24 protein-coding genes are annotated in these 26,655 nt (G+C 74.2%); 11 read left to right on the forward strand and 13 right to left on the reverse strand.

What is annotated here, in order from left to right:
* Positions 1-38 precede the first annotated feature (38 nt).
* Positions 39-1,244 carry an imidazolonepropionase gene (gene hutI, locus CITRIK5_RS11120; protein WP_036384398.1) on the forward strand — a complete coding sequence of 402 codons (1,206 nt, stop codon included), beginning with the start codon at positions 39-41 and terminating at the stop codon, positions 1,242-1,244.
* Between the two features lie 29 nt (positions 1,245-1,273).
* Entirely contained in the window at positions 1,274-2,887 is a 1,614-nt protein-coding gene (hutH, locus tag CITRIK5_RS11125) for a histidine ammonia-lyase (RefSeq protein WP_041104432.1), read from the forward strand.
* A gap of 125 nt (positions 2,888-3,012) precedes the next feature.
* On the opposite strand, the gene CITRIK5_RS11130 is transcribed toward hutH, so the two are convergent.
* Both CITRIK5_RS11130 and CITRIK5_RS11135 read right to left on the reverse strand, forming a co-directional pair.
* On the reverse strand, positions 3,013-4,323 hold the full coding sequence (locus CITRIK5_RS11130) for an MFS transporter (RefSeq protein WP_041104434.1): 1,311 nt from the start codon (positions 4,321-4,323) through the stop codon (positions 3,013-3,015).
* A complete protein-coding gene (locus tag CITRIK5_RS11135; RefSeq protein WP_144861869.1) occupies positions 4,320-4,982 on the reverse strand; it encodes a flavin reductase family protein in 663 nt (220 codons plus the stop codon). Before CITRIK5_RS11135 ends, CITRIK5_RS11130 begins: the two co-directional genes overlap by 4 nt.
* A gap of 104 nt (positions 4,983-5,086) precedes the next feature.
* Here CITRIK5_RS11135 and CITRIK5_RS11140 point away from each other — a divergent pair, with 104 nt between their 5' ends.
* Entirely contained in the window at positions 5,087-5,764 is a 678-nt protein-coding gene (locus CITRIK5_RS11140) for a GntR family transcriptional regulator (RefSeq protein WP_041104439.1), read from the forward strand.
* Between the two features lie 40 nt (positions 5,765-5,804).
* On the opposite strand, the gene hutG is transcribed toward CITRIK5_RS11140, so the two are convergent.
* The 7 genes from hutG to CITRIK5_RS11175 form a co-directional block, all read right to left on the reverse strand.
* Complete coding sequence (gene hutG, locus CITRIK5_RS11145) at positions 5,805-6,851, reverse strand: formimidoylglutamase (RefSeq protein ID WP_144861871.1); 1,047 nt, start codon at positions 6,849-6,851, stop codon at positions 5,805-5,807.
* 74 nt (positions 6,852-6,925) lie between these two features.
* A complete protein-coding gene (locus CITRIK5_RS11150; RefSeq protein WP_041104443.1) occupies positions 6,926-7,441 on the reverse strand; it encodes a CoA-binding protein in 516 nt (171 codons plus the stop codon).
* A gap of 3 nt (positions 7,442-7,444) precedes the next feature.
* Positions 7,445-8,815: an O-acetylhomoserine aminocarboxypropyltransferase/cysteine synthase family protein gene (locus CITRIK5_RS11155; RefSeq protein ID WP_036315810.1), complete on the reverse strand. Its 1,371-nt coding sequence runs from the start codon at positions 8,813-8,815 to the stop codon at positions 7,445-7,447.
* A gap of 223 nt (positions 8,816-9,038) precedes the next feature.
* Positions 9,039-9,971, reverse strand: coding sequence for a hypothetical protein (locus tag CITRIK5_RS11160; protein ID WP_159833642.1), 933 nt, complete (start codon positions 9,969-9,971; stop codon positions 9,039-9,041).
* A gap of 209 nt (positions 9,972-10,180) precedes the next feature.
* Positions 10,181-10,717: a metallophosphoesterase gene (locus CITRIK5_RS11165; protein ID WP_095695243.1), complete on the reverse strand. Its 537-nt coding sequence runs from the start codon at positions 10,715-10,717 to the stop codon at positions 10,181-10,183.
* Positions 10,718-10,725: 8 nt separating this feature from the next.
* Positions 10,726-11,532, reverse strand: coding sequence for a DUF1648 domain-containing protein (locus CITRIK5_RS11170; protein ID WP_119217589.1), 807 nt, complete (start codon positions 11,530-11,532; stop codon positions 10,726-10,728).
* A 9-nt stretch (positions 11,533-11,541) separates the two neighbouring features.
* Positions 11,542-12,375 carry a DMT family transporter gene (locus CITRIK5_RS11175; protein WP_159833644.1) on the reverse strand — a complete coding sequence of 278 codons (834 nt, stop codon included), beginning with the start codon at positions 12,373-12,375 and terminating at the stop codon, positions 11,542-11,544.
* 202 nt (positions 12,376-12,577) lie between these two features.
* On the opposite strand from CITRIK5_RS11175, the gene CITRIK5_RS11180 reads away from it, so the two are divergent.
* Positions 12,578-13,456: a siderophore-interacting protein gene (locus CITRIK5_RS11180; protein WP_119217587.1), complete on the forward strand. Its 879-nt coding sequence runs from the start codon at positions 12,578-12,580 to the stop codon at positions 13,454-13,456.
* Positions 13,457-13,653: 197 nt separating this feature from the next.
* The gene (locus CITRIK5_RS11185) at positions 13,654-14,943 is read left to right on the forward strand and encodes a M20 family metallopeptidase (RefSeq protein ID WP_119217586.1); all 1,290 of its coding nucleotides are present in this window, start codon (positions 13,654-13,656) and stop codon (positions 14,941-14,943) included.
* On the opposite strand, the gene acs is transcribed toward CITRIK5_RS11185, so the two are convergent.
* Entirely contained in the window at positions 14,892-17,096 is a 2,205-nt protein-coding gene (gene acs, locus CITRIK5_RS11190; protein WP_159833646.1) for an acetate--CoA ligase, read from the reverse strand. The two genes, CITRIK5_RS11185 and acs, sit on opposite strands and share 52 nt — an antisense overlap.
* 210 nt (positions 17,097-17,306) lie before the next feature.
* Between acs and CITRIK5_RS11195 the strand changes: the two genes are divergently transcribed.
* Positions 17,307-18,545 (forward strand): acyl-CoA dehydrogenase family protein, encoded by a 1,239-nt coding sequence (locus tag CITRIK5_RS11195; protein ID WP_041104458.1) that lies wholly within the window; start codon positions 17,307-17,309, stop codon positions 18,543-18,545.
* A gap of 31 nt (positions 18,546-18,576) precedes the next feature.
* Here CITRIK5_RS11195 and CITRIK5_RS11200 read toward each other — a convergent pair whose 3' ends face one another.
* The 3 genes from CITRIK5_RS11200 to CITRIK5_RS11210 are packed head-to-tail and all read right to left on the reverse strand — an operon-like array spanning position 18,577 to position 21,304.
* Entirely contained in the window at positions 18,577-19,443 is an 867-nt protein-coding gene (locus CITRIK5_RS11200; RefSeq protein ID WP_049147884.1) for an ABC transporter permease, read from the reverse strand.
* Positions 19,440-20,459, reverse strand: coding sequence for an aliphatic sulfonate ABC transporter substrate-binding protein (locus tag CITRIK5_RS11205; protein ID WP_159833648.1), 1,020 nt, complete (start codon positions 20,457-20,459; stop codon positions 19,440-19,442). Before CITRIK5_RS11205 ends, CITRIK5_RS11200 begins: the two co-directional genes overlap by 4 nt.
* Entirely contained in the window at positions 20,456-21,304 is an 849-nt protein-coding gene (locus CITRIK5_RS11210) for an ABC transporter ATP-binding protein (RefSeq protein ID WP_020621435.1), read from the reverse strand. The genes CITRIK5_RS11205 and CITRIK5_RS11210 overlap by 4 nt, the downstream gene beginning before the upstream one ends.
* Before the next feature lie 468 nt (positions 21,305-21,772).
* On the opposite strand from CITRIK5_RS11210, the gene CITRIK5_RS11215 reads away from it, so the two are divergent.
* From CITRIK5_RS11215 to CITRIK5_RS11235, 5 genes are all read left to right on the forward strand, one after another.
* A complete protein-coding gene (locus tag CITRIK5_RS11215) occupies positions 21,773-23,194 on the forward strand; it encodes an LLM class flavin-dependent oxidoreductase (RefSeq protein WP_098093751.1) in 1,422 nt (473 codons plus the stop codon).
* A gap of 312 nt (positions 23,195-23,506) precedes the next feature.
* Positions 23,507-23,692, forward strand: coding sequence for a hypothetical protein (locus tag CITRIK5_RS11220; RefSeq protein WP_098093749.1), 186 nt, complete (start codon positions 23,507-23,509; stop codon positions 23,690-23,692).
* 38 nt (positions 23,693-23,730) lie between these two features.
* Complete coding sequence (locus CITRIK5_RS11225; RefSeq protein WP_049147071.1) at positions 23,731-24,981, forward strand: sensor histidine kinase; 1,251 nt, start codon at positions 23,731-23,733, stop codon at positions 24,979-24,981.
* A 66-nt stretch (positions 24,982-25,047) separates the two neighbouring features.
* The gene (locus CITRIK5_RS11230; protein ID WP_049147073.1) at positions 25,048-25,725 is read left to right on the forward strand and encodes a response regulator transcription factor; all 678 of its coding nucleotides are present in this window, start codon (positions 25,048-25,050) and stop codon (positions 25,723-25,725) included.
* Between the two features lie 94 nt (positions 25,726-25,819).
* Complete coding sequence (locus tag CITRIK5_RS11235) at positions 25,820-26,611, forward strand: GAP family protein (protein WP_049147075.1); 792 nt, start codon at positions 25,820-25,822, stop codon at positions 26,609-26,611.
* The last annotated feature ends 44 nt before the right edge of the window (positions 26,612-26,655 follow it).

The raw sequence follows: 26,655 nt of genomic DNA on the forward strand, positions 1-26,655 counted from the left end.
CACCGGCCCACCCCCGTCCGTCCCGCAGAGAGGCCCCCATGCGCTCCACGCTCATCACCGACATCGCCGAGCTGACCACCGTCGACCCCGAAGGGCGGGTGCTCACGGACGCGGCCGTCGTCGTCGAGGACGAGCGCATCGCCTGGATCGGCCCCGCCGCGGACGCCCCGGAGGCGGACGACCGGGTGTCCGTCGAGGGCCGCGCCGTGCTGCCCGGCTGGGTGGACTCCCACACGCATCTCGTGTTCGACGGGGACCGCTCCGCCGAGTTCGAGGCCCGCATGGCCGGCGAGTCCTACGCGGCCGGCGGCATCGGCGTGACCACCTCCGCCACCCGCGCCGCCTCGGACGCTCGCCTGGCCGAGCTGGTCCGCGGCCGGGTGGCCGACGCGGTGGCCGGCGGCACCACCTACCTCGAGACCAAGACCGGCTACGGGCTCACCGTGGAGGAGGAGGCGCGCCACGCGCGCCTGCTGGCCGGGCTGCGCGAGGAGGGCCTCGTGGACGAGGTGACCTTCCTCGGCGCCCACCTCGTGCCCCCGGGCCGGGATGCGGAGGACTACCTGGACGACGTCGTCGGGCCGATGCTCGCGGCCGTGCGGGAGCACGTGGGCTGGGTGGACGTGTTCTGCGACACCGGCGCCTTCGACGCCGAGCAGACCCGCCGCGTGCTCGCCGCGGGTGTGGCGGCGGGCCTGGGCGTGCGCCTGCACGGCAACCAGATCGAGCAGGGCCCGGGGGTGGGCGTGGCCGTGGAGTTCGGCGCCGCCTCCGTGGACCACGTCAACCACCTCTCCGACGCGGACGTCGAGGCCCTGGCCGGCACCTGGGCCGACTGGGACCGCGCCTCCGCCACCGGGACGCCCGGCACCGTGGCCGGCTGCCTGCCCGCGTGCGACCTGTCCACCCGCGCCCCGCTGGCGCCCGCGCGTCGTCTGCTCGACGCCGGCATCGAGGTCTCCCTGGCCTCGAACTGCAACCCGGGCACCAGCTACACCACGTCCATGAACTTCAACGTGGGCACCGCCGTGCTGCAGATGCACCTGACCCTCGCCGAGGCCGTGCGCGCCGCCACCCTCGGCGGGGCCCTCGGCCTGCGCGCGCAGGACCGCGTCGGCAGCCTCGAGGTCGGCAAGCGCGCCGACCTGCACGTGCTCGACGCCCCCGCCGCCATCCACCTGGCCTACCGCCCCGGCATGCCGCTGACCCACGCGGTCTGGCGCGCGGGCCGCCGGGCCGTCTGATCGACCGACAGCAAGGAGAACGCATCACCATGACCACCCCTCCCGTCACCGTCACGCTCGGCACGTCCGGGGCCACCCTGGACGACGTCGTCGCCGTGGCCCGCCACGACGCCCGCGTGGTGCTCGCCGACGACGTGCTCGAGACCGTCGGCGCGGTGCGCCGCCACGTCGAGGCGCTGGCCGAGGCCGAGACGCCCACCTACGGCGTGTCCACCGGCTTCGGCGCGCTCGCGGACAAGCACATCCCGCTCGAGTCCCGCGCGCAGCTGCAGAAGTCCCTGATCCGCTCCCACGCCGCCGGCATGGGCCCCGTGGTGGAGCGCGAGGTCGTCCGCGCGCTGATGTTCCTGCGGGCCACCACGCTGGCCTCCGGCCGCACGGGCGTGCGCCCCGTGGTGGTCGAGACCTTCGTGGCCATGCTCAACGCGGGCATCACCCCCGCCGTGCGCGAGTTCGGCTCCCTGGGCTGCTCCGGTGACCTCGCCCCCCTCTCCCACGTGGCCCTGGCGCTGATGGGCGAGGGCGACGTCGTCGGGACGGACGGCGCGCTGCGTCCGGCCGGCGAGGCGCTCGCCGAGGCCGGGATCGAGCCGGTCGAGCTGCGGGAGAAGGAGGGCCTGGCCCTCGTCAACGGCACCGAGGGCATGCTCGGCATGCTGATCATGGCGCTGGCCGACCTCGAGGAGCTCGCCGACACCGTGGACCTCACCGCCGCGATGTCCGTGGAGGCGCTGCTCGGCACCGACCGCGTGTTCGTGCCGGAGCTGCACCTGCCGCTGCGCCCCCACCCGGGCCAGGCGACCTCCGCCGACCGGATGCTGAAGATCCTGGCGGGCTCGCCGATCGTGGCCAGCCACAAGGAGGGCGACTCCCGCGTGCAGGACGCCTACTCGCTGCGCTGCGCCCCGCAGGTGGCCGGCGGCCTCCGCGACACCCTCGCGTACGTGCGCACCGTGGCCGAGCGCGAGCTCGCCGCGACCGTGGACAACCCGGTGGTGCTCGACGACGGCCGGGTGAGCTCGAACGGCAACTTCCACGGGGCGCCCGTGGCGTACGTGCTGGACTTCCTGGCCATCCCGGTGGCCGACGTCGCCAGCATGTCCGAGCGCCGCACCGACCGCATGCTGGACCCGGCCCGCTCGCACGGGCTGCCCGCGTTCCTCGTGGACGACCCGGGCGTGGACTCCGGCATGATGATCGCCCAGTACACGCAGGCCGGGCTCGTCTCGGACATGAAGCGCCTGGCCGTGCCCGCGTCCGTGGACTCCATCCCGTCCTCCGCGATGCAGGAGGACCACGTCTCCATGGGCTGGCACGCCGCCCGCAAGCTGCGCTCGGCCGTGGAGAACTTCCGCCGGGTGCTCGCCGTCGAGCTCGTGGCCGCCGCCCGCGCGATCGAGCTGCGCGCCCCGCTGCAGCCCTCCGCCGCGACCGGTGCCGCCGTCCGCGTGATCCGCGAGGCCGGTGTCCCCGGCCCCGGCCCGGACCAGTACATGGCCCCGCAGCTGGCCGCCGCCGAGCAGGCCCTGCGCGACGGGTCCGTGCTGGCCGCCGTGGCGGAGGCGCTCGCGGGCGTGTCCGCCGACGCCGAGCCGCAGGACCTGGCCGAGGAGTCCGAGGGCGCCGAGGCCGAGGGGCACTGACGCCACAGCGTCATCCGACGCCGCAGAGTGGTCACGACACGCCGCGTGCGTCTGCGCGAGACGGCGTGTCGTGACCACTCTGTGTGTGGAGGGGCGGCCTGCGGGTCGGGTCGGTTGGCCCCGGCTCAGGCCGCCAGGTCCACGTCCTTCGTCTCCTTCATGAACAGGCCGGTCAGGCCGGTGAGGCCGCCGACCACCATGAGGTAGATCGGGAACGCGCTGGTCCACCCCTGCGCCGTCAGCCACGTGATCAGGTACGGCGCCGTGCCGCCGAAGATCGCGGTGGCCAGTGAGAGCATGGTGGCCACGCCCTTGGCGCGCACCGCCGTGGGCAGCGCCTCGGACCAGACGGCGCCGTTGACGCCGAACAGCAGCGCCACGGCCAGCAGGGCGATGGTCTGCACGAGCAGGAACGAGGCGAAGGTGCCGTCCAGCATGCCGAACAGCGGGAACGGCAGCACCACGAAGAGCAGGCCGAAGGCGATGACCAGCGGGCGGCGGCCGACCCGGTCGCCCAGCAGGCCCGCCCCGAGGATGGCGACCAGGAAGATCACCTGGGCCACGAGCGAGGCCGAGAGGGTGGTGGACTTGTCCATCTGATGGGCCACCTGCGCGTGCGTGGGCAGGTAGATCAGCCACGTGTAGAACATCAGGGAGCCGCCCGCGGAGACCAGGAAGATCGTCAGCAGGCCGCGCCACACCGCACCCGGCTCCCGGCGGGGAGCGTCGTCGGCGGTGGGCACCACCTGCTGCGCCGCCGTGAAGTGCTCCGACTCCGTCAGGCTCCGGCGCAGGTACAGCGCGTAGAGGCCGAGGACGCCGCCGATGCCGAACGCCACGCGCCAGCCCCAGGACGCCACCTGCTCGTGGGAGAGCAGCGTGTTGACGGCCAGGCCCACGAGTGTCGCCAGGATCGTGCCCACCACCACGGACACCCACGACGTCGCCCCGAACAGCCCGCGCCGGCCCTGCGGCGCCCGCTCCACGAGGTAGGTCACGGAGGTGCCCATCTCGCCGCCGTGCGCCAGGCCCTGCAGCAGACGGGCGATGACGAGGATCACCGAGGCGAGGACGCCCACCGTGCCGTAGGTGGGGGTGAAGGCGATGATCAGGCTGCCGAGCGCGGTGATCATCATCGCCGCGAAGAGGCTGCGCTTGCGGCCCACCCGGTCCGCGTAGGCGCCGAACACGTAGCCGCCGATGGGGCGGGCGACGAAGCCCACCGCGAAGACGGCCAGGGTGGCGAGCAGCTCGGAGGTGGGGTTGTCCGCGTGGAAGATCTGCGCCGCGAAGACCGGGGCGAAGATCGTGTAGACGTTCCAGTCGTACCACTCCAGCGCGTTGCCGAAGTTCACGGCCAGCATGTCCTTCAGGCTCCGGGGGCGGGCCCCGGGCACGGGAGCGGGCCGGGCCGCACCGGTGGCCGCGGTGCTCATGACCGCCCCTCGAGGCCGGCCTGGGCATCGCCGTCGGCGCCGGGCACCCGCATCTCGAAGGTCTCCCGCACCACGGTGTAGTCGAAGTAGCCCAGGCGGGCGATCGGCTGGATGCGCGGGATGTCGAGGCGGCCGTCGGAGGTGATGACGTCGTCGTCGATGTGGATGGTGTCCACGTGGGCGAAGACCACGTCGATGGTGCCGACGTTCGAGTCGCCCTTGATGCGGTGCGTCGAGTGGTAGCGGCACTCGAAGCGCACGGGGGACTCGGCGACCATCGGGATGGGGTGGGCGTCCGCGTAGACCTTGGTGACGCCGTGCTCCGCGATGCGGTCCCACTCGCTCTCGCCCGGCTCCAGGGCCATGGCGGAGACGTTGACGGCCTCGCGCAGGTCGTAGGTGGCCATGTTCCACACGAACCAGCCGGTCTGCTCCGCGTTGAGGACGGTGTCCTTGCGGCGTCCGTCCGGGTACTGGTTCGCGGAGAACATCACCATGGGCGGGTCGAAGGTGAGGTTCTGCCACTGGCTGTAGGGGGCGATGTTCTCCCGGCCGTCCGTGCTCACGGAGGACAGCCAGCCGATGGGCCGCGGCACGGTGGAGCTCTTGAAGGGGGAGAAGGGCAGGGGGTTGGCCTCGTGCTGCGGGCGGTACTTCACGGGTCCTCCATGTGATGCCGGTAACAGGATGTGGGCCACGCTACGCCGCATATTCCGGATATATCAAGCGGAGGGGGGGGAAGATGACTGCCTAGGCTGGGCCCATGAACAAGTCGGAGGAGGCCTACGCCCGCCTGACGCAGAAGATCGAGACCGGGGAGCTGCCACCGGGCGCCATCCTCAGCGAGGCGGCCCTCATCGACGCCGCCGAGACGGGGCGCACGCCCCTGCGCGAGGCCGTGCAACGCCTCATCCGAGACCACTGGCTCCTGGCCGGTGGGGGACGTGGCCTGCAGGTGCCCCCGATCTCCGTGGACGACCAGCTGGAGAGGCTGGAGGTGCGGCGGTCGCTCGAGGCGCTGGCCGTGGGACTGGCCTGCGCACGGGCGGACGAGGAGCAGCTGGCCGCCGTCGCGGCCCACGTGCGGCACCTGCGCACGGTGGAGGACCTGCCGGCGTACGTCGCCGCCGTCGGGCGCTCGCACGAACTCCTGCGCACGATCGCGAACAACCGCTATCTCGCCGATTCTCTGGTCCCGCTCCAGGGGCTGTGCCGCCGGTTCTGGCTCGCCACCACGAAGGGCCTGCCCGACGAGGTCGAACGCGGCCGGGCGTTCTACGTCCCGGCGCTGGAGGCGGTGACCCGGAGGGACTCGGCAGGAGCCCGGGCCGGGGTGCTGGCCCTGCACGACTTCCTGGCACGCTCGGCACTGGACTACGCCGCCCGACGCGCGGCCCACGGCAGCGCCGAGCCCCCGGCCCCGTGGGCGGAGGGACGCTGACGCCCGCGGCCCCCCGCGCCGGAAGGGACCCCCGGCCCGCTCAGGCCAGCAGCGACGCGTCCGTCCGGTGACGGCTGACGACCGTGTGGATCAGCCGGGCCGCGGCCTTCGCCGTGCGGCCGTCCACGTCCAGGGCGGGGTTGAGCTCCACGACGTCGGCCAGGGCCAGCTTCCCGGACTGGGTGGCCTCCAGCGCGCACGCGTGGATCACCTCGTACGGCACGCCGAAGCCGGCCGGTGCGCTCACCCCCGGGGCGACGGCGGCCGGCAGCACATCCAGGTCGATCGTCAGGTAGAGCACGTCCACCGCGTTGATGAACGAGCGCACCCAGCGGCGGACGCCGGTGACGTCGGCGGTCTGGGCCTGCTCGTCGGTCACCCACGTGACCCCGCGTTCGCGCGCGGTGTCGAACAGGGCCCGGGTGTTGTTGGCCTCGCTGATGCCCACCACCGCGTAGGAGAGCTGATGCTCCGCCCCCTCGGCGTCCCGCAGCGCCTGCAGGAACGGGGTGCCGGAGCTGGGCCGCGGCGCCTCGCGCAGGTCGAAGTGCGCGTCCAGGTTGAGGATGCCCACGCGCGTGCCCGCGCCCACGCGCGTGGAGCCGATCAGGCCCGTGATCGAGGCGTAGGCGGTCTCGTGTCCGCCGCCGAGCACCACGGCCAGGTCGTGGGCGTTCAGCAGCCCGCTGACCACCGTGCCCAGCTCGGCCTGGCCCGCCTCGAGCTCGCCCGGGGCGTCGTCGTCGCCGCGGTCCACGGACACGTCGCCCGCGTCCACGAGCGCGCCCGTGCCCTCGAGGTACGCGAGCGAGGCGAGCGCACCGCGCAGCGCCTCCGGGCCGTCCTCGGCGCCCACGCGGCCGTGGTTCCGGCGCACGCCCTCGTCCGAGGCGAAGCCGACGAGCGCCGTGGACCGCGCGCCCGACGTCGGAGCGCCGGCACCGGGGTGGCGCTGCGTCGTCGTGGGCTCGCCGCGGCCGTCGGCGGGGCGGACGACCTGGTGCCAGCGCAGGTGCTCGGGGGTGTCGCCGTCGGTGCGGCCGGTCCAGGCGGGGGAGAGGGACGAGGAGGGGAGCTCGGAGGTCATGGGCCCATCTCACGCCATCGACGGGCGGGTGCGCAACGAGGGCCGGACGACGCCCGACACGGGGCGTCGTCCGCCTAGCGGTCCAGTTCCTGGCGCCGCGAGCTGATCACGCCGGTGACGAAGCCGGCGAGGTTGAGCCCGCCGTGGAAGCGGGCGTGCTCGATCTTCACACAGCGGTCCATCACGACCTCCAGGCCCGCGGCCTCGGCCTGACGCGCGGCGTCCTCGTTCCAGATGCCCAGCTGCAGCCACACGGTCCGGGCGCCCACGCGGGCGGCGTCCGCCACCACCTCGGGGGCGTCGGAGGACTTGCGGAACACCTCCACGAGGTCCGGGGTGACGGGCAGGTCGTCGAGCGAGGCGTACACGCGGTGGCCGAGGATCTCCTTGCCGGCCGCGGCGAGCACGGGATTCACGAAGTAGACGTCGTACGTGGTCGAGCTCAGCAGGTACGTGGCCACGAAGTACGACGCACGGGCCGGCTTGTCCGAGGCGCCGACGATCGCGATCGACCGGGTGCGCCGCAGGATCGCCAGGCGCTCGGGGGCGCCGGGGCCGGTCCAGGTGCGCTCGGGGTGGGTGGTGCTCATGGCTCAGGCCTCCTGCTCTGCGGGGACGACGGCGCCGTCGCGGGCGCGGCCGGTGGCCTCGGTCAGGGCCTGGTCCAGGTCCCAGAGGATGTCCTCGAGGTCCTCGATGCCCACCGAGATGCGGATGAGGTCCGCCGGGATGCCCGCGGCCACGAGCTGCTCGGCGGTGAGCTGCTGATGGGTCGTCGTGGCGGGGTGCAGCACCAGCGTCTTCGCGTCGCCGATGTTGGCCAGGTGGGAGGCCAGCTGCAGCGCGGAGATGAAGCGCGACGCCGTCGCGCGCCCGGCCTCCGGGCCGGAGGCGCCGTCGTCGGTGTCCGTGGCTGCCGGGGCCACGCCGAAGCTGAACACCGAGCCGACGCCCCGGGGCAGCAGCTGCTGCGCGCGGGCGTGGTGCGGGTGGTCGGGCAGGCCGGCGTAGCGGACCCAGGAGACGCGCGGGTCCTCGTCCAGCCACTGCGCCACGGCCTGCGCATTCGCCAGGTGGGCGTCCATGCGCGGGGCCAGCGTCTCGACGCCGAGCAGCAGCTGGAACGCCGACTGCGGGGCCAGCGACGGGCCGAAGTCGCGCAGCTGCTCCGAGCGGAGCTTGGTGAGGAAACCGTACTCGCCGAAGTTGCCCCACCAGGAGACGCCGCCGTACGAGGGCACGGGCTCGGTCATGGACGGGAACTTGCCGTTGTCCCATGGGAAGCGGCCGGACTCCACCACGACGCCGCCGAGCGTGGTGCCCTGCCCGCCGAGGAACTTCGTGGCCGAGTGGATGACGATGTCCGCGCCGTGCTCGATCGGCCGGATCAGGTAGGGCGGGGTGAGGGTCGCGTCCACGACGAGCGGCACGCCGTGCCGGTGGGCGACGTCGGCCAGGCCCGGCAGGTCCACGACGTCACCGGAGGGGTTGGCGACGATCTCCGTGTAGACCGCCTTGGTGTTGGGCTGGAGGGCGGCCTCGAAGTCCGCGGCCTCGGCGGAGTCCACGAACGTGGTCTCGACGCCGAACCGGCGCAGGGAGACGTCCAGCTGGGTGATCGTGCCGCCGTAGAGCTTCGAGGACGCCACGATGTGGTCGCCGGCCCCGGCGAGGGCCGCGAAGGTGACGAACTCGGCGGCCATGCCGGACGCCGTCGCGACGGCCCCGATCCCGCCCTCGAGCGTGGCGACCCGCTCCTCGAACGCGGCGACCGTGGGGTTGCCGATCCGCGAGTAGATGTTGCCGTACTTCTGCAGCGCGAAGAGGTTGGCGGCGTCTTCGGCGGACTCGAACACGAAGGAGCTGGTCTGGTGGATCGGCACCGCGCGGGAGCCGTGGACGGCGTCCGGGACGGCGCCCGCGTGCAGCGCCTGGGTGCGGAAGCCGAACTCGTGGTCAGCCACGGGGGTCCTTTCGATGGAGGCTTCGGGACAGTCCGCCCCATTGTCCCGGGCGAGGCGCGCCGGGGGCAGGGTGGGCACGTCGCAGAGCGTCACGCGGCGCCGGCCGGTGCCGTGCAACGCGGGTTGAGTTATCACCGGTTACGCGGGCCTGGACCCGTGACAACTCAACCCGCGTTGGACGGGACCCGTGACAACTCAACCCGCGTTGGCCGGGCGGGGCGGATCAGCGCGTGCGGGCGAGCCGACGCCGGACCAGCCCCACGATCCGCCCGAACCCAGCGCGCTGGTCCTCCCAGGTGCAGCGCAGGGTCGTCCATTCCCGCTCGAGGCAGTACGCGTCCCGACGGGCGTCCCTCGCCTGCTGCTGAGCCGCGCGGTGGCCGGCGCCGTCGTACTGGAGGGCCAGGCGCGCCCCCCGGTACCCGAGGTCCACGACGGGCGAGGCCGGGTCGGCCGGGTCGACGGCGACCTGCAGCTCCGGCTCCGGCAGCCCGGCCCGGATCAGCGCGAGCCGGAGGAAGGTCTCGGGCGGGGAGTCGGCCCCGACGCGCACCTCCGCCAGCGCGGCACGTGCGAGACGGACACCCGGCCGGCCACGGCAGCGGGCGAGCACCTCCGACAGCCCGGGCACGGTGGCCACGGGGTGCGCCCGGCCCGTCGGCGTCCACGGCGGACGCACCAGGTGGTCGCCGGCCGCGATGAGCCAGTCCACCTCGTGGGGGCGGAGCATCCCGGCGAGGTCGAACCAGGTGCGCGCCGCCGTCGTGACGCGCTGGCCGTCGGGAAGCTCGAGCACGTGGTCGGAGGGCAGCCGCACCCGGTGGCTGACGACGCCGTCCAGGTCGGTCCGGTGCGTGCGCGCGGAGCGGTCGAAGGTCAGGTGCAGTCCGGCGGGCCGCGCGAGGCGGGGCGGCAGCGGCAGTCCGTGCCAGAGGGCGGCAGAGACGTGGGAGACCACCCCGCCCGTGAGGCGGACCAGCGCGGCCGCGCCGTCCGGGGCGCACGGGTCGGGGATGCCCGCGGTGTGCACGCCGCGGCAGATCCGGGCGAGGTCTGCCGCGAGGGTGCGGCGCCACGGCAGGCCGGCGGCGTGCAGCTCGGCCGTCGTGAAGGCGCCCGCGGCGAGGGTGGACGGCAGGGGCGTGCGCGCGGTCATGGGGTGAGCCTGCCGCCCCCGGGCCCTGCGACGGACCGGACCGACGCGCCCTGGGGAGGGCCGCCGTCGTCGTGGTGGCTGTGCAGGAGCGGCCGACCCGCCGGTCATGGTGGCACCGGCGCGACGCGGGTTGAGTTATCACGGGTGCAAGCCGCCTGGACCCGTGATAACTCAACCAGCGTTGCAGGGGGGAGCGGCCGGCCCGTCGGTCACGGCGTGCGGTCCACGGGCACCAGCTCCACGTCCTCGAGCCGCCCGCCCCGCACCACCGCGCGCATGAGCGTGCACACCGGCTGCCGTCGCCGGTCCGTGCAGGAGCCGGGGTTCAGCAGCCGCAGGCCCGGGTTCGCGGTCTCCGGCCCGGCCACGGTGTCCCACGGGATGTGGCTGTGCCCGAACACCAGCACGTCCGCGTCCGGGAACGCCGCGGCCATGCGGCGCTCGCGGCCGGCCGCCGGGCCCGTCTCGTGGACCATCGCGATCCGCACCCCGCCGATCTCCACGCGCGCCACCTCGGGCAGCCGCGCCCGCAGCCCCGGCCCGTCGTTGTTGCCCCACACGCCCACCAGCCGGGCGGCCCGTGCGTCGAGGTCGTCGAGCACGTCCTCGGTCACCCAGTCGCCGGCGTGGAGCACGACGTCGGCCCGCGCCACCCCGGCCCACACCTGCGCGGGCAGGGCGCGGGCACGCCGCGGGATGTGGGTGTCGGCGATCAGGAGCAGGCGGACGGCGACGTCGTCGGACACGGTCCGCCTCACCGCGCGGCGAACGCGCCGAGCCAGAGCGCCAGCGGCAGGCCGATGATGAACACCGCCACGAATCCGCGCACCAGCCACCGGCCCACCGGCGTGGCGAGGTTGATCGTCACGCCCACGCCGTAGCCGGGGCGTTTGGCGGGGAAGACGGCCGGGTCCTCGGGGTCGCGCTTGAGCCCCAGGGGCGTCCACACCTCGTCCTCGGCGCGTTCCGCGGCCGTGGGCCGGTGCCCGAGGGCCGCGGCGACGCGGTCCGACCAGCGCGTCCACCGCCGCATGCTGGCCCGCATCGCCGGGAAGACGCCCACCATGAGCACGGTCAGCGTGAGGGGCAGGATCCACCACGGCATCGTCCACGCCCCGGCGGCGAGCACCTCGGCCGTTGTCGGGGCCAGCACCAGCACGATGAGCACGCACGACCACCCGAGGCACTCCTGGACCCCGCGGTGCACTCCCGCCTGGCGCACGCGCCGCCACGGGGACAGTCCCGGATCCGTGGGGGTGAGGGCGGTGACCATAGCGGAGACCAGCGCCAGGAAACCCGTCATGCCGAGGCCGATCAGCGGCCCCGCCGCCACCGTGCCGAACGAGGTGTCCTCCCACGCATCCGGCCGCCCGTCGACGCCCCAGTGCGTGGGCACGCGCTCCGGCAGGCCCGGCAGGGCGACGAGGGCCCACCCCAGCAGCGCCAGGCACAGCACGGCCGCGAGCAGGAACGGCAGCCACGGACGCAGCCGGCCACGGCGCAGGGCGGCGCGCTCGGCGGCGGGGACGTCGTCGGGGGTGGGACGGGACGGGTGGGGCATCGACCCAGGCTAGCCTCGGCCCCCGCCCGCCACACCCGGTGACCGGCTCGTCCAGACGGCGGCCGCGCACGCCGCGATCACCAGCAGCATCCCCGCCAGGTCCAGCGGGGTGAGCTCCTGCCCGCGCACGGCCCACGCGGTCAGCGCCGCCGCGATCGGCGACAGGCACGTCAGCAGGGAGAACAGCGCGGTCGGCATGCGGCGCAGCACCTGCAGGTCGATCCCGTACGGCACCGCCGTGGACAGCAGCGCCACGGCCAGCCCCACGCCCAGCACCACGGGAGAGAGCAGGGCCGCCCCCGCCGTCGCGACGCCGACCGGCAGCGCCACGAGGGACCCGGCCGCCGTCGCCAGGGCCAGCCCCTGCACCCCCGGCAGATGGGTCCCCGCGCGCCGGGAGAGCAGGATGTACCCCGCCCAGCACGCCATCCCGCCGCCCGCGCTGAACCCCTCCCGGCCGAGCACCCCGATCCCGGCGAGCGCGAGGGCCGCCCACGCCGCCGACCGCCACGACGGCCTCGCCGCCACGGACAGCGCCAGCGGCCCGAGCACCTCGAACGTCACGGCCACGCCCTGCGGGATCCGCGCGAACGCCTCGTAGATGGCCAGGTTCATGCCGGTCATGGCCGCGCCCAGCCCGACGACGGCGGCCCACCCCCGGGGGCCCAGGCCGGCGAGGGCGGCGCGGCTCGGCCGGGTGACGAGCAGCAGCACGGCCGCGGAGAACACCACGCGCAGGGCGACCATGGCGGACGCGCCGACGTCGTCGAACAGCAGGCCCGCCACGGACGCGCCGAGCTGCTGGCTCAGCAGCGAGAGCAGGACGAGCAGGACGAGACGCACGGGCTCAGCCTAGGGGCGCGCCGCGCCATTCCGGCCCCGGCCGGCGCGGGACCGCTGCTGCCGGAGGGCCACCGGGGAGCCCGGTTCCGTTGACCCCGACGCCGCGGAAAACATCACGCTGACGTGCGCTAATCCGCCTCGTCGTGGGAGAGTGGGCGACGCGTGCCTGCGCAGACCCCGCCCCCGACCCCAGGAGGCCCGCATGGCCCGGCCCCAGACCGTCCTCACCGTGGTGGCCGCCCGCCGGCTCACCCCGCACCTCGTGCGCCTGACCCTCGGCGGCGAGCAGTTCGACGCCGTCCACGCCCGCTGGGTGGAGAAGGGCGCCACGGACCAGTACGTGAAGCTGCTCTTCGCCGACCCCGCGCTCGGCCTCGAGCCCCCGTACGACCTGGACGCCCTCCGCGAGCGCCTCGCCCCGGAGCAGCTGCCGGTCCGCCGCACCTACACGGTGCGCCGCATGGACGCGGCCGCCCGCACCATGGACGTCGACTTCGTGGTCCACGGCGCGGACGACGACGGCGCCGCCCTCGGGCACGACGGCGGCCTGGCCGGGGCGTGGGCGGCCTCTGAGCCCGTGGGGCAGCAGGTCGCGTTCCTGGGCCCCGGCGGCGCCTACCGACCCGACCCCACCGCCGACTGGCACCTGCTCGCCGGCGACGAGGCCGCGCTGCCGGCGATCGCCGCCGCCCTCGAAGACCTCGCCGCCACGGACGCCGCGGCGGCCGGTCTCGCGCTGATCGAGGTGACCGACGCCCGGGACGAGGTGCCCCTGACCGCGCCGGCCGGCGTCGAGGTGCGCTGGCTGCACCGCGGCGGCCCCTTCACCCCGGAGACGACGCGGTTCGCCGCCGCCGTCGAGGACGCGGCGTGGCGGGAGGGGCGGGTGCACGCGTTCGTGCACGGCGAGCGGGAGCAGGTCAAGCGCGTCCGGGCGTACCTCACGGACGTGCGCGGCGTGGACCGGCGACAGCTGTCGGTGAGCGCGTACTGGGCCTACGGCCGTGCCGAGGACGTGTTCCAGGCGGAGAAGCAGAGCCCGGTGGGGCAGATCTTCGAGGACGGCGCCACCGGCGGCTGACCCGCACAGGGACGGCACATCCGCGGCTGCGCCTCCGGCCCGCCGCGGACGCCACCTTCACCGAGTGGAACGCGGTCGAGGCGCACGAGGCCCCCGCCTCGGAGGACGTCTTCGACCTGCCCGAGCTGCAGGAGCTGGCCGGCTGACCCGCTGCGCGATCCGGGTGGGCCGGCGGGCCGCCACGGCATGATGTCTTGATGGACCGCACCGCCCCCACCCCGCCCGCGAACGCCCTCGCCCCGGACCTGCCGGAGGACATCGCCCGGGAGGCGATCGCCTTCCGCCGCCTCCTCCACGGGCATCCGGAGCTGGACCTGCACCTGCCCCGCACCCAGGCCGCCGTCCTCGAGCGGCTCGAGGCCCTGCGCGCTGAGGCGGGGGAGGATGCCGCCACCGGCCGCCCTGCGCTGGAGACGAGCGTGGGCCGGGCGCTGAGCTCCGTCGTCGTGGTGCTGCGCGGCGGGGCCCCGCTGCCGGAGGGGGCCCGGCGGCCGGTCGTGCTGCTGCGGGGGGACATGGACGCCCTGCCCGTCACGGAGGAGACCGGGCTGGAGTACGCCCCCGCCGTGCCGGGCACCATGCACGCCTGCGGCCACGACCTGCACACCGCCGGCCTCTACGGCGCGCTGGCGTGGCTGGTGCGCCGTCGCGGGGAGCTCACCGCCGACGTGGTGGCCATGTTCCAGCCCGGGGAGGAGACCGGCGGCGGCGCCCTGCACATGATCCAGGAGGGGCTGCTGGAGGCGGCCGGGCGACCGGTGGACGCCGCCTACGCGATCCATGTCTCCTCGGGCACGTACCCGCGCGGCGTCCTGCTCAGCCGCCCGGGGGCGATCCAGGCCGGCTGCGACGACCTGGTGGTGACGGTGCACGGTCGAGGCGGGCACGGCTCGGTGCCGCACCTGGCCCAGGATCCGGTGCCCGTGGCCGCCGAGATGGTGCTGGCGCTGCAGTCCGTGGTCACCCGGCAGTTCGACGCCTTCGACCCGGTGGTCGCGACCGTCGGGCACCTGAGCGCGGGCACGGCGGCCAACATCATCCCGGACAGCGCCACCCTCGCCCTCACCCTGCGGACCTTCTCCGCGGACGCCCGCGCCCGGCTGCGCGCGGCCGTGGAGCGCATGGTGCACGGGATCGCCGCGGCGCACGGCATGAGCGCCCAGGTCCGGACGGACTGCGCGTTCCCGGTGACGGCCAACGACGCGGACGCGGTGGCCTTCGTCCGCCGGACCGTGGAGGACCTGTACGGGGCCGACGCCTACCGGGAGCTGCCCGAGCCCGAGCCCGGCAGCGAGGACTTCTCCGAGGTCCTCCAGCGGGTGCCCGGCGCCTACGTCCTGCTCGGGGCGGTCCCGGAGGGCGTGGACCCGGACGAGGCCCCGGTCAACCACTCCCCGCAGGCCGTGTTCGACGACGCCGTGGTGCCGCGGGCCGCTCAGGTGCTGGCCGAGCTGGCGCTGCGGACGGCGCCGGTGCCGGCGTCCTGAGCGCGGCGGCCGGCCCGGAGCACCTCGGCGATCTGCCCGACGCACGGCTCGTTCTGCAGGCTCGTGGTGTCCCCGAGCGCGGTGCCCTGGTGCAGCTGCGTCAGCAGCCGCCGCATGATCTTGCCCGAACGGGTCTTGGGCACGTCGGGGACGAAGACCACCTCGGCGGGCTTGGCCACCGGCCCGATCACCCGCCCCACATGCCGCCGCAGCTCCTCGGCGCGGTCGGTGGCGGAGGCGCCGGGGCCGTCGTCGCCGGCCAGCCAGCTCTCGTGCGCCACGACGAAGGCGACGGCGGCGTGCCCGGTGGTCTCGTGCGGCACGGGGCACACCCCCGCCTCGATCACCTCCGGGTGCGCCACGAGGGCGGACTCGATCTCGATGGTGCTCAGCCGGTGCCCGGAGATGTTGATGACGTCGTCCACGCGCCCGAGGATCCAGACGTCGCCGTCCTCGTCCCGCTTGGCGCCGTCGCCGGCGAGGAACCAGCCCGCCTCGCCCTGGTCCGCGTAGTCCTCCCAGTACGAGTGGAAGTAGCGGGCCGGGTTCTGCCACACCGTCCGGGCCATCGCCGGCGAGGTGCGGGTGACCACGATCCGGCCCTGCAGGCCCTCGGGCGTGGGGGCGCCGTCGTCGTCGACCACGGCCACGTCCACCCCCGGCAGGGGCCGGGAGCCGCAGCCCGGCTTGAAGGCCGTGTCCGTGGGGCGGGGGGAGAGCACGGTGGCGCCCGTCTCGGACTGCCACCACGTGTCCACCATCGGCAGGTCCGGGGTGTCCCGGCCGATCTGGGTGCGGGCCCACGTCCAGGCCTCCGGGTTCACGGACTCGCCCACGGTCCCGATCAGACGGATCGAGGACAGGTCCGGACCGCCGTCCGCGTGCGCCGGGATCCCGTCCGGATGCCAGCCCTTGAGCGAGCGGATCAGGGTGGGCGCCGTGTAGTAGCTCGTCACCCGGTAGCGCTCGATCACCTCGAAGTGCCGGCCCGGGTGCGGGGCGTTCGGCACGCCCTCGTAGATCACCTGCGTGACCCCGTTCGAGAGCGGACCGTAGATCTCGTAGGTGTGCGCGGTGACCCAGGCCAGGTCCGCGGTGCACCAGTGGACGTCGTCGTCGCGCCGTGCCGGGTCCGGGTGGGAGAACAGGAAGTCGTGTGTCCACGAGGCCGCGGCGAGGTACCCGCCGGAGGTGTGCACGAGCCCCTTGGGCTGTCCCGTGGTGCCGGAGGTGTACATGATGAACAGCGGGTGCTCCGCGTCGAAGGCGCGCGGGGTGTGGGTGTCCGGCTGGCGGTCCACGACGTCGTGCCACCACAGGTCCCGGCCCTCGGTCCACGGGATGTCCCGGTGGCCCGTGCGGTCCAGGACGAGGACGTGCTCGATCGCGTTGTCCCCGGACACGGCCTCGTCCGCGTTGGCCTTCACGGGGACGGCGGTGCCGCGGCGGAACTGGCCGTCGGTGGTGACGAGCAGCTTGGCGCCCGTGTCCTCCACGCGGAACCGCAGCGCCTCCGCCGAGAACCCGCCGAACACGAGCGAGTGCACGGCGCCGATCCGCGCGCACGCCAGCGTGATGACGATCGTCTCGACGAGCACGGGCAGGTACACGACGACGCGGTCGCCCGCCCCGATGCCCAGCTCCTCGAGGGCGTTCGCGGCCTGGGCGACCTCGCGCTGCAGCTGCGCGTAGGTGACGGCGCGGCGGTCGCCGGGCTCGCCCTCGAAGTACAGGGCGACCTTCTCCTCGCGCCCCGCCGCCACGTGCCGGTCCACGCAGTTCACGGCCACGTTCAGGGTGCCGTCCTCGTACCAGCGGATCTCCGGGCCGCGCTCGGCGGCCGGGTCCGGGGCGGTGAGGGAGTGCGTCCGGGTGAAGGGTCGCTCCCAGCTCAGACGTCGGCCGGCCGCCTCCCAGAACGCGAGCCGGTCCGCCTCGGCCACCGGACGGCCGTCGCCGCGCCCGCCGTGCAGCCGGTCCGCCGGGCGGCCGGGGTGGACGTCCGGGTCGGCGGCGTCGACGAGCGCCTGCGGCAGGGGGCCGGGCAGCGTCGCGAGGGCCGCGGCGGGCACGCCGTCGTTCGGTCCGCGGACGGTCCCGGAGGCGCCCTCCTCGGCCGGGTCGGGGCGGGCGGGGTCCTCGGTGGGCGTCATGGGCGGCGGTCCTCCTGGTCGGCGGGTCCGACCAGGGTAGGGACGCCGACGACGGCGCCGCGCCCGCCGTCGTCACCGGCGGTCATGCTCGGCCCGCCGGGGCCCCGCGGGCGTCCGGCGCGGGCCAGGGCGACGGCGGCCGGTGTGGACCCCGTCCCACGGCCGGGGCGTCCCGGCCCCCGGGCCGCCCGCGCGTGTCAGAGTAGGTCCATGACCACCTACGCCACCCTCGCCGCCCGGTACGCCGACGCCTTCGACTCCGTCGCCCACGGCGAGCGGGCCCGCGAGGCGGGCCGGCACCTGCCGTTCGCCGCCCTCGGGGAGCTGCAGGCCGCCGGGTTCGGCAAGGTCGGTGTCCCCGAGGACGCGGGCGGCGAGGGCGGCGGCAGTGAGACCGTGCTGCGCCTGCTCATGGACCTGGCCGCCCGGGACGTGAACACCGCGCACGTCTGGCGCTCCCACCTCGTGTTCATCGCCACGGCCATGGACCAGGCGCCCGCCCGCCGGGAGCGGTGGCTGCGGCACATCGTCGACGGGGACTGGGCCGGCTCCGCCCTGGCCGAACGCGCCGGCGGGGCCGCGCCGGGCCGTGCCGCCACCCTGGCCAGCCGGGACGAGGGCGGCACCTGGGTCGTGCGGGGGCAGAAGTACTACGCGACCGGCTCGGCGTTCGCCACGTGGACCGCCGCGACCGTGGGCATCGAGGGGGCGGACCTCGTCTCGCGCCGGAACTCGAAGCGGGCCGGGGGCGCGGTCCGCGAGCCGGACCGAGCCGTCGCCGTCGTGCGCGTGCGTCAGCCGCGCGTGGGCATCAAGGACGACTGGGACGGGTTCGGCCAGCGCCTGACCGCCACCGGGTCCGTGGTGCTCGACGACGCCGCGGCCGAGGAGCTGCTCGAGGTGCCGCGGCAGGACGGACCGGTGCCCGTGCTCATGGAGGCGACCCTGCTGGCGCTGCAGGCCGGGATCGGTCGGGCGGCGCTCACGGAGGGCACGCAGCTGCTGCGGCAGCGGCGCCGCACCTTCAACACCGGCACGGCCGCGCTGCCCAAGGACGACCCGCAGCTCCTCGAGATCATGGGGCAGCTGGCCGGGCGGCAGGCCGCGGCCGAGCTGATGGTGCGCGAGATCGGGCGGCTGCTCGACGAGGGGGAGGACGGCGCCCACGGGGCCGGCCCGGCGGCGTCCGCCGAGGCGATGGCGGCCGCGTACCGGGCCCAGGCCGTGGTGCCGGAGGCCGTCCTCGAGGTGTGCACCCGCATCTTCGACACGCTCGGCGCGTCGGCGACGTCGGCCACGCTGCGCCTCGACCGGCACTGGCGCAACGCCCGCACCCTCGCCACCCACGACCCGGCGGCGTTCAAGGTGCGCATGGCCGGCGACTGGCTCGTGAACGGCACCCCGCCGACCGCCTACACGTCGGCCGGCGAGGTCCCCGAGGGGGACTGACCCGACGACCGGGCGGCCGGACGTGCCGGGCTCAGGCCCAGCGGCGCAGGGCCCGGCGCTCCAGCAGGCCGAGCAGCCAGTCGGTGAGCTTGCCGAGCACGGCGAGCAGGATGATCGCCAGGATCAGGCGGTCCGTGCGTCCGTTGTTCTGCGAGTCGGTGAGCAGGAAGCCCAGGCCCATCGAGGAGGCGATCAGCTCCGCGGCCACCAGGAACAGCCAGGCCTGGGCCAGGGCCAGCCGCAGGCCGGAGAACACGGCCGGCACCACGGCGGGCAGCTGCACCGTCCGCAGCAGGGACAGCCCGTGGTAGCCGAAGGCCCGACCGGCCTCCACCAGGTGCGGGTCCACATGGCGCAGGGCGGCGTAGACGGTGGTGAACACCGGGAAGAACGCGCCGATCGCGATGAGGGTGACCTTGGACTCCTCGCCGATCTGCATCCACAGGATCAGCAGCGGCACCCAGGCCAGCGAGGGCACCGCGCGCAGCGCCCCGATCAGCGGGGCGAACAGCGCGTCCGCCCACCGGGACAGCCCGAGCGCGGACCCCACGGCCAGCCCGAGTGCGGCGCCGAGCAGGAAGCCCAGCAGCACGCGCTGGGTGGAGATCCCCACGTGCAGCCACAGGTCGCCCCGCTCCAGCAGGTTGACGCCGGCGCTGAGCACCGCGCCGGGGGAGGGCAGCTGCACCGCGGAGAGCAGCCCGGCGGCCGTCACCGCCCACCACAGCATCAGGAGGACAGCGGGCGCGGCCAGCCCCACCACCGCCCGGGCGCCGGGCCGGTCCAGCACCCGGGGCCGCTGCCGTCGGCGCGCCCCTGTGTCGCCGTCGTCGTGACCCGACCGCTCGCGCGCCTCGGGGCCCGTCGTCGCGGCGGGGGTGGTCAGGGCGGTGCTCATCGGATGGCCTCCTCGGCGAAACGGGTGTCCAGGATGCTCGCCAGCGCGGCGTCCACCTGGTGCTGGTAGTCGACGGACCCGGTGCCGACCAGGATCCGTCCGACCCCCGTCAGGGCGTCGAGCAGCTCCTGGCCCGGCACGGGGCTGACGTCCGCGTTGGTGCGTTCGAGGATCACGGTGCGGGCGACGTCGGGAGAGATCTTCGCGGCCTCGGCCAGGATCCCGACGGTCTCGTCCGGGTGCTCGAGCGCCCAGGCGCGGGCGCGTTCGTACGTGTCCAGGACGGTCTGGGCCGTCTCCGGGTCCGCCTCGAGGAAGGACTCCGTGGCGTTGAGGACGGAGAACGTGTTCAGGGCGAGGTCCCGGTACAGGAAGCGGGCGCCCTCGGCCTCGGCCTTGGCCATGATCGGGTCGAGCCCGGACCACGCGGCCACCGATCCGCCGGCGAGGGCGGCGCGGCCGTCGGCGTGCTGCAGGTTCTGGATCTCGACGTCGGCCGGGTCCACCCCGGCGGCCTCGAGCGCCTGCACGGCGAAGAAGTACGGGTCCGTCCCGCGCGTGGCGGCCACCGTGCGGCCCGCGAGCTGGGCGACGTCCGTGATGTCAGAGCCGGGCGGGACCATGAGCGCGGACCACTCCGGCCGCGAGGCGATGCCCACGATGCGCGTGGGCGCTCCGTTGGCCCGGTTCAGCAGCGCGGCCGAGCCGGCCGTCGACCCGATGTCCACGGAATTCGAGCGCAGGAGCTCGTTGGCCTTGTTGGAGCCGGCGGAGAACACCCAGTTCACCCGGACGCCGCGGGGCGCGAGCGTCTCCTCCAGCCATCCCTGGTGGCGGATCACGAGGGAGAGCGGGTTGTAGGTGGCGTAGTCGATGCTCAGCGTGTCCGGACCGTTCACCGGCCCGGTCGTCGCCTCACCCTGCAGGACGCATCCGCTCAGGCCCAGGGGCAGGGACGCGGCCAGCAGGCCGAGCGCCGTGCGACGGGTCAGGCGTGCGGAGCCGGCGCCGCTCATCGGGCGTGGCTCTCGACGCCGAGGCCCTCGAGGAGCTCGGCGCGCAGCCGGGCCAGGCGGGCGTCCGCGCGGTCGCGGGGACGGGCCCCCGGCACGTCCACGATCCGCCCCACGGTCGCTCCGGGGCGGGCCCCGCCGTCGGGCGCGGGGACGTCACGGGCGAGCAGCAGCACGCGGTCGGCGAGCTGCAGGGCCTCCTCCACGTCATGGGTGATGAGCAGGACGGTGGTGCCGGTGGCGGCGTGCACGTCCAGCAGCAGGTCCTGCATCTTCAGGCGCGTCAGGGCGTCGAGGGCGCCGAAGGGCTCGTCGAGCAGCAGCACGCCGGGGCGGCGCGCCAGGGCGCGGGCGAGCGAGGCCCGCTGGGCCATGCCGCCGGAGACCTCCCGGGGGCGGTGCTCCGCGAAGGGCGCGAGGCCCACGAGCTCGAGCAGCTCCTGCACGCGGTCCCGGCCCGCGGCGCGGTCCAGCTCCCGGGGCAGGCCGAGTTCCACGTTGCGGCGCAGGGTGCGCCAGGGCAGCAGGCGCGGCTCCTGGAAGCCGACGGCGGTGCGCTCGTCGTAGGGTCGCACGGGCGAGCCGTCGATCAGCAGCTCTCCGTCGAAGTCCGGGTCCAGGCCGGCCACGGCGCGCAGCAGCGTGGACTTGCCGCAGCCGGAGGCGCCGATCACGGCGAGCACCTCGCCGGGCGCCACGGTCAGGTCCACGTCGCGCAGGACGACGCGTGGTCCGTCCGCGGTGGGGAACGTGCGCCCGACGCCGCGGAAGACGACGTCGAGGCTGTGGCGGTCCTCGTCCCGGACCGGGGTGGAGGCGGTGGCACGGGAAGGCGCGTGCACGCTCATGGAGGGCTCCCATCGTCGCTTCGTCGTCGGTGTCGGACGGATACGGATGCCAGTAGACCACCGCGGGCCCGGTCGGCCGCGCGGTCGCCCGGCCGCCGGCGCCGGAGGGTCACACGGGCGTCACACCGGGGGCGCCGCCGGTCCTGGCCCGGCCGGCCGTCACGGCCCGAGCCCAGCGCCGAGCCAGACGTTTCGGTCGTCTCTGCAGGGTGGAGGCAGCAGATTTCTCTGGCTCAGCGCTGGGGTGCCACTGGGCCGCAACAGGGACGCCACCCGCGGACGTGTCCTCCGTCACGGTCAGGGCATGTCACGAACCGGGCGCCGGACGCGTGGCCGGGTCCGGCGGGGCCGTCATGAACCCCTGGGCCGGACCGACTTCCACCGCCGGCCGCGTCGGCGTTGCATGGTGCGGAGCCGTCGCCCGCCCGGCCGCGCCCCTGCGACCGGGCGGCCCTGGAAAGGAGACCCATGAGCACCGTCGAGAACGCCGGGGCCGGAGCACCCACCCGCCCGGATGAGCACCGCGAGATCCTCTTCAACGCATTCGACATGAACTGCGTCGCCCACCAGTCCCCGGGGCTCTGGCGTCACCCCGACGACCACGCCCGCGACTACAACACCCTGGGCTACTGGACGCACCTGGCGCAGACGCTGGAGAAGGGCCTGTTCGACGGCCTGTTCATCGCCGACGTCCTCGGCCCGTACTCCGTGTACGGCGGCACCTCCGAGGCCGCCATCAAGACCGGCGCGCAGACCCCCGTGAACGACCCGTTCCTGCTCGTCTCCGCGATGGCCGCGGTCACCGAGCACCTCGGCTTCGGCGTCACCGCCGGCACCGCCTACGAGCACCCCTACCCGTTCGCCCGCCGCCTCGCCACGCTCGACCACCTCACGGGCGGCCGCGTGGGCTGGAACGTGGTCACCGGCTACCTGCCCTCCGCCGCCCAGAACATGGGCCAGGACGACCAGATGGAGCACGACGAGCGCTACGAGCACGCCGACGAGTACCTCGACGTCGTCTACAAGCTCCTCGAGGGCTCGTGGGAGGACGACGCCGTCGTCTACGACAAGGAGTCCGGCGTGTTCGCGGACCCGGCCAAGGTCCACGACATCGCCCACGAGGGCACGTGGTTCAAGGTCCCCGGCCACGCCGTCACCGAGCCGTCCGTGCAGCGCACCCCCGTGATCTACCAGGCCGGCGCCTCGACGCGCGGCCGCGCCTTCGCCGGCAAGCACGCCGAGGCCGTGTTCATCAACTCCCCCACGAAGGAGCTGGCGGCCGCCACCGTGAAGAAGATCCGCCAGGCCCTGGTGGACGCCGGCCGTGACCCGTACGACGTGAGGATCTTCGCGATGCAGACGATCGTCACCGGGGCCACCGACGAGGACGCGCGGGCCAAGTACGACGACCTGGCGCAGTACGTGGACCCGCTGGGCGGCCTCGTGCTCATGTCCGGCTGGATGGGCATCGACCTGTCCCAGTACGACCTGGACGAGCCGATCGGGGACGTGAAGTCGAACGCCATCCAGTCCGCCGTGGAGACCTTCCAGAAGGCCTCCGGCACGGATGAGGAGTGGACCGTGCGCAAGCTCGCCGAATGGGTGGGCATCGGCGGCTTCGGCCCCGTGATCGTGGGCGGCGGCGAGTCCGCGGCCCGTCAGCTCGTCGAGTGGGCCGACGAGACCGACGTGGACGGCTTCAACCTCGCCTACCACATCACCCCGGGCACCTTCGAGGACATCGTGGAGTTCGTGGTGCCGGAGCTGCAGAAGCTCGGCCGCTACAAGACCGCGTACACGGACGGCACGCTGCGCCACAAGCTCTTCGGCCGCGGCGACCACCTGCCGCAGAACCACCACGGCGCGTCCTTCGCCCTGCGCCGCCGGTAGGGTGACGCCGTTGGACGAGGCCGAGACCGTCCGACTCGAGGCCGCCTGCACCACGGGCCGTCAAGGCCCGCAGTCGGTCCGCTGGGACATCGCCGGCCGGCTCGACGGCTGCGGCGTCGTGTCTCGGCCGGTGAGGGGCAGGAGCCGCCCCTGAAGTCCCTCCTCGACCAGGTGGGCTTCCCTGCGGCCGGTCTGCCCTAACGTTCGTCGCGAGTTCGTACTTCTGTCTAACGCCCGGCGGGCATTGGGCTCCGAGGATGGAGACGTCAGCAGGAGGCAGCCGGCCTCCCGCCCTCCGAGAGGACGCCTCCCATGAAGAATCTCTCCGCCCTCCTCGCCGCCGCCGCCGTCGCCTCCTCCCTCCTGGTGCAGCCCGCCGGGGCCGCCACCGCCGCGCCGTCGAACCCCCTGGTCGTCCCCGGGGCAGGCACGTCCAAGGGGCAGGAGGTCGAGTCGCTGTTCGTGCGTGACTTCTTCTGCCAGCTGCTCCCGTGCTGACGCGGGGTCGCCTGCGGCACCGCCGTTAGACTCCGGGTGTGGCGGACAGCAGACGAACGGCGGAGACCGCACGCGTCGGTGCCGGTCCGCGCGTCGTCGACTGGCTCCTCCACCCCGTCGTGCCCGGCGGAGCGCTCGTGAGAGTGGCCGTGGCGGTCCTGGCCGTCGCCTTCACCCTCGCCGATCGGACCTTCTACGAAGGCGAGACCGACCTCCTCCACGCCGCGGTCGCCGGCGGCGTCTATCTCCCGGTGCTGGCCCTCGCCCTCAGCGTGCGCGCCTCCGCACTCATCTGGGTGCTGTTGGCCGCGGCGAGCCTCGTGGTCCTGCCCGGCTCGCTCTCCCAGCTGGTGGGGGTCGCCTTCGTGGGCGTCGTGCTCAACGGTGTGCTCACCTTTGCCCTGACGGCGCGTGAATGGGGCGTGTTCTGGGCGCTGTTCTCCCTGTACGTGTGGGCGCACGGCGCCACATCGACGGGCCGCTTGTCGGCCGTCGTCGTGCTGGTGACCGCCGTGGTCCTGGCCGGGGTGCTGGGTCTGCTGCTCTCGCGGTACCGCGAACGCTGGGTGCGGGCCTCGGAACGCGTCGAGGCCCTGCAACGCGTCCAGGAGGAGGTCCGCGCCGAGGAACGCACGGCGATCGCCCACGAGCTGCACGACATCGTGGCCCACGACATCACGGCCATCGTCATGCAGGCCCGTCGCGCCCGGTTCGTGGACGACGACAAGCGCCTCGAGATCCTGGAGATGATCGGCGAGGCCGGCCAGTCCACCCTCGAGGACCTGCGGCGCATGCTGACGCTGCTGCGCCGCCCAGATGACCCGGAGGCCTCCACCCACGCCCGGGATCGGGACGCCGTGCTCGACGTCATGAGCGGCGGCGAGGACGCGGCCACCGTCTCCGCCGAGGGGCTCGTCACGACCCTGGAGAAGGTCGCCGCTGCGTTGCGCGGCGCCGGCATGGAGGTCTCCCTCCGTCTCTCCGGCGACCCGGCCGCCATCCCCACGGTGATCCGTCAGTCTCTGCGACGGATCGTCCGGGAGCTGGGCACGAACATCCTCAAGCACGGGGACCCGTCCGCACCCGTCGACCTGAGCCTCCAGGTGGGCGACGGCGAGGTGACCCTGCGTGCCCGCAACCGCGTGGGCACGGCGGACCCGGTCATGTCCTCCGGCACAGGCGTCGAGGCGCTCAAGACGCGCGTCGAGGTCTTCGAGGGGACCATCTCCATGGGGATCACCGCCGATCACGACTGGGTGACCCGTATTCGGATCCCGTTCGTCCGCTGAGTCTGGCCACCCACTAGGATGGCTGCGCGGCGACCGGCGCATCGGCCGCCGTAGAGGAGGACCGAGATGACCGAGATCCGCTTGTTGCTGGTCGACGACGAGGGACTCACCCGCCAGACGCTGCGCGACTACATGTCCATCGACCCGGACATCGAGATCGTGGGGGAGGCCGCCGACGGCCGTGCGGCCGTCCTCCAGACCCGCGCACTGCGGCCCGACGTCGTGCTGCTGGACATGCAGATGCCCACGATGGACGGCGTCGAGGCGGCCCGCCTGATCCATGAGGAGAGCCCCGAGATCGGAATCCTCGGCCTGAGCACCTTCTCCACCGATCGCTACGTGGTGCCGCTGCTGCGCGCGGGCGCCTCCGGCTACCTCGTCAAGGACTCTCGCCCGGAGGAGATGGTGGCCGCGGTGCGTTCCGTCGCCGCCGGCGACGCCGTGCTCTCACCCCAGGTGACCCGGTTCGTGGTCAGCGGCGTCGCCGATTCGGTGCCGGCCACCCCGGTGGTGGACGAGGAGCTGATGGACGTGCTCACCGAGCGGGAGCTCGAGGTCATCGGCCTGCTGGCGAAGGGGATGAGCAACAAGGAGATCGCTGCGGCCCTGTACATCACCGAGTCCACGGTGAAGGCCCGCTTCGTCAAGGTCATGGCGAAGCTCGGGGTGCGCGACCGGGTGCAGATCCTCATCACGGCCCTGGAGCGCGGACTGATCCCGCTGCCGCGATCTCGGCGGGATTGACCCACAGGGCGTGGCCCGTCGTCGACGATTGGGCATCGGCCACCTGTACTTTTGACCGCTGACCGGCCAGGGGTCGCTCGGAAGACTGGGCGGCATGACAGCGGAGATCGGCACCCTTCTCAGCCTTGCCCCCGTCCTGACAGCGCTCGCCCTGGTCGACGCCCTCAGTCTCGGCGCCCTCGCCGTGCCGGTGTGGCTGCTGGCCGCTCCGGGTCGGCTCCGCGCCCGCCGTGTCCTGCTCTATCTCGGCACGCTCGCTGCGTTCTACGCGGCCGTGGGCGCTGTCCTGCTGCTCGCCGCCTCCGCGGTGAGCGCGACGGGCCTGGTCGACACCGAGTCCCCGGTCTTCCGGGTCGGCCTGTTCGCGGTCGGCGCCGTCCTGCTGGTGCTCAGCTTCGTGCTGGACCCCGGCGGAGACCGGGGGCGCCGGAACGCCTCACGCGCGGCCGGGAGGCTCTCCCGTTGGCGTGAACGCGCCCTCGCCATCCCGGATGCCTCCGGGACTCGCGGCTCCGGATCGTCCCTGGTGGGCCTGGCTCTCGTGGCCGGCGCCCTGGAACTGGTGACGATGGTCCCCTACCTCGGCGCTGTGGGCATCCTCAGCGGCTCGCCGCTCTCGACGCCGGTCCAGTTCGCCGTGCTCGGTGCGTACTGCCTCGTGATGGTGGCCCCGGCGCTGGCACTCGTCGTCCTGCGGATGCTGCTGCGCGATGCGATCACCCCCCTGCTCCGCAGGCTCGACCGGTGGTTCATCGCCCAGGGTGCCTCCGCCACGGCGTGGCTGATCGGCATCCTCGGCGTCGTGCTGATGGTCCACAACGTCCGCTTCCTCGGGGAGGTCTTCTCCGCCCCGCAGGCGCACTTCCCCATCCCCGGCCTCGTCTGACCTGCCCCAGCACCGCGTTTGGAGAACCTCCCATGACCCTGACC

This window comes from Micrococcus sp. 116 (assembly GCF_902506395.1).
GTDB lineage: Bacteria > Actinomycetota > Actinomycetes > Actinomycetales > Micrococcaceae > Micrococcus > Micrococcus luteus.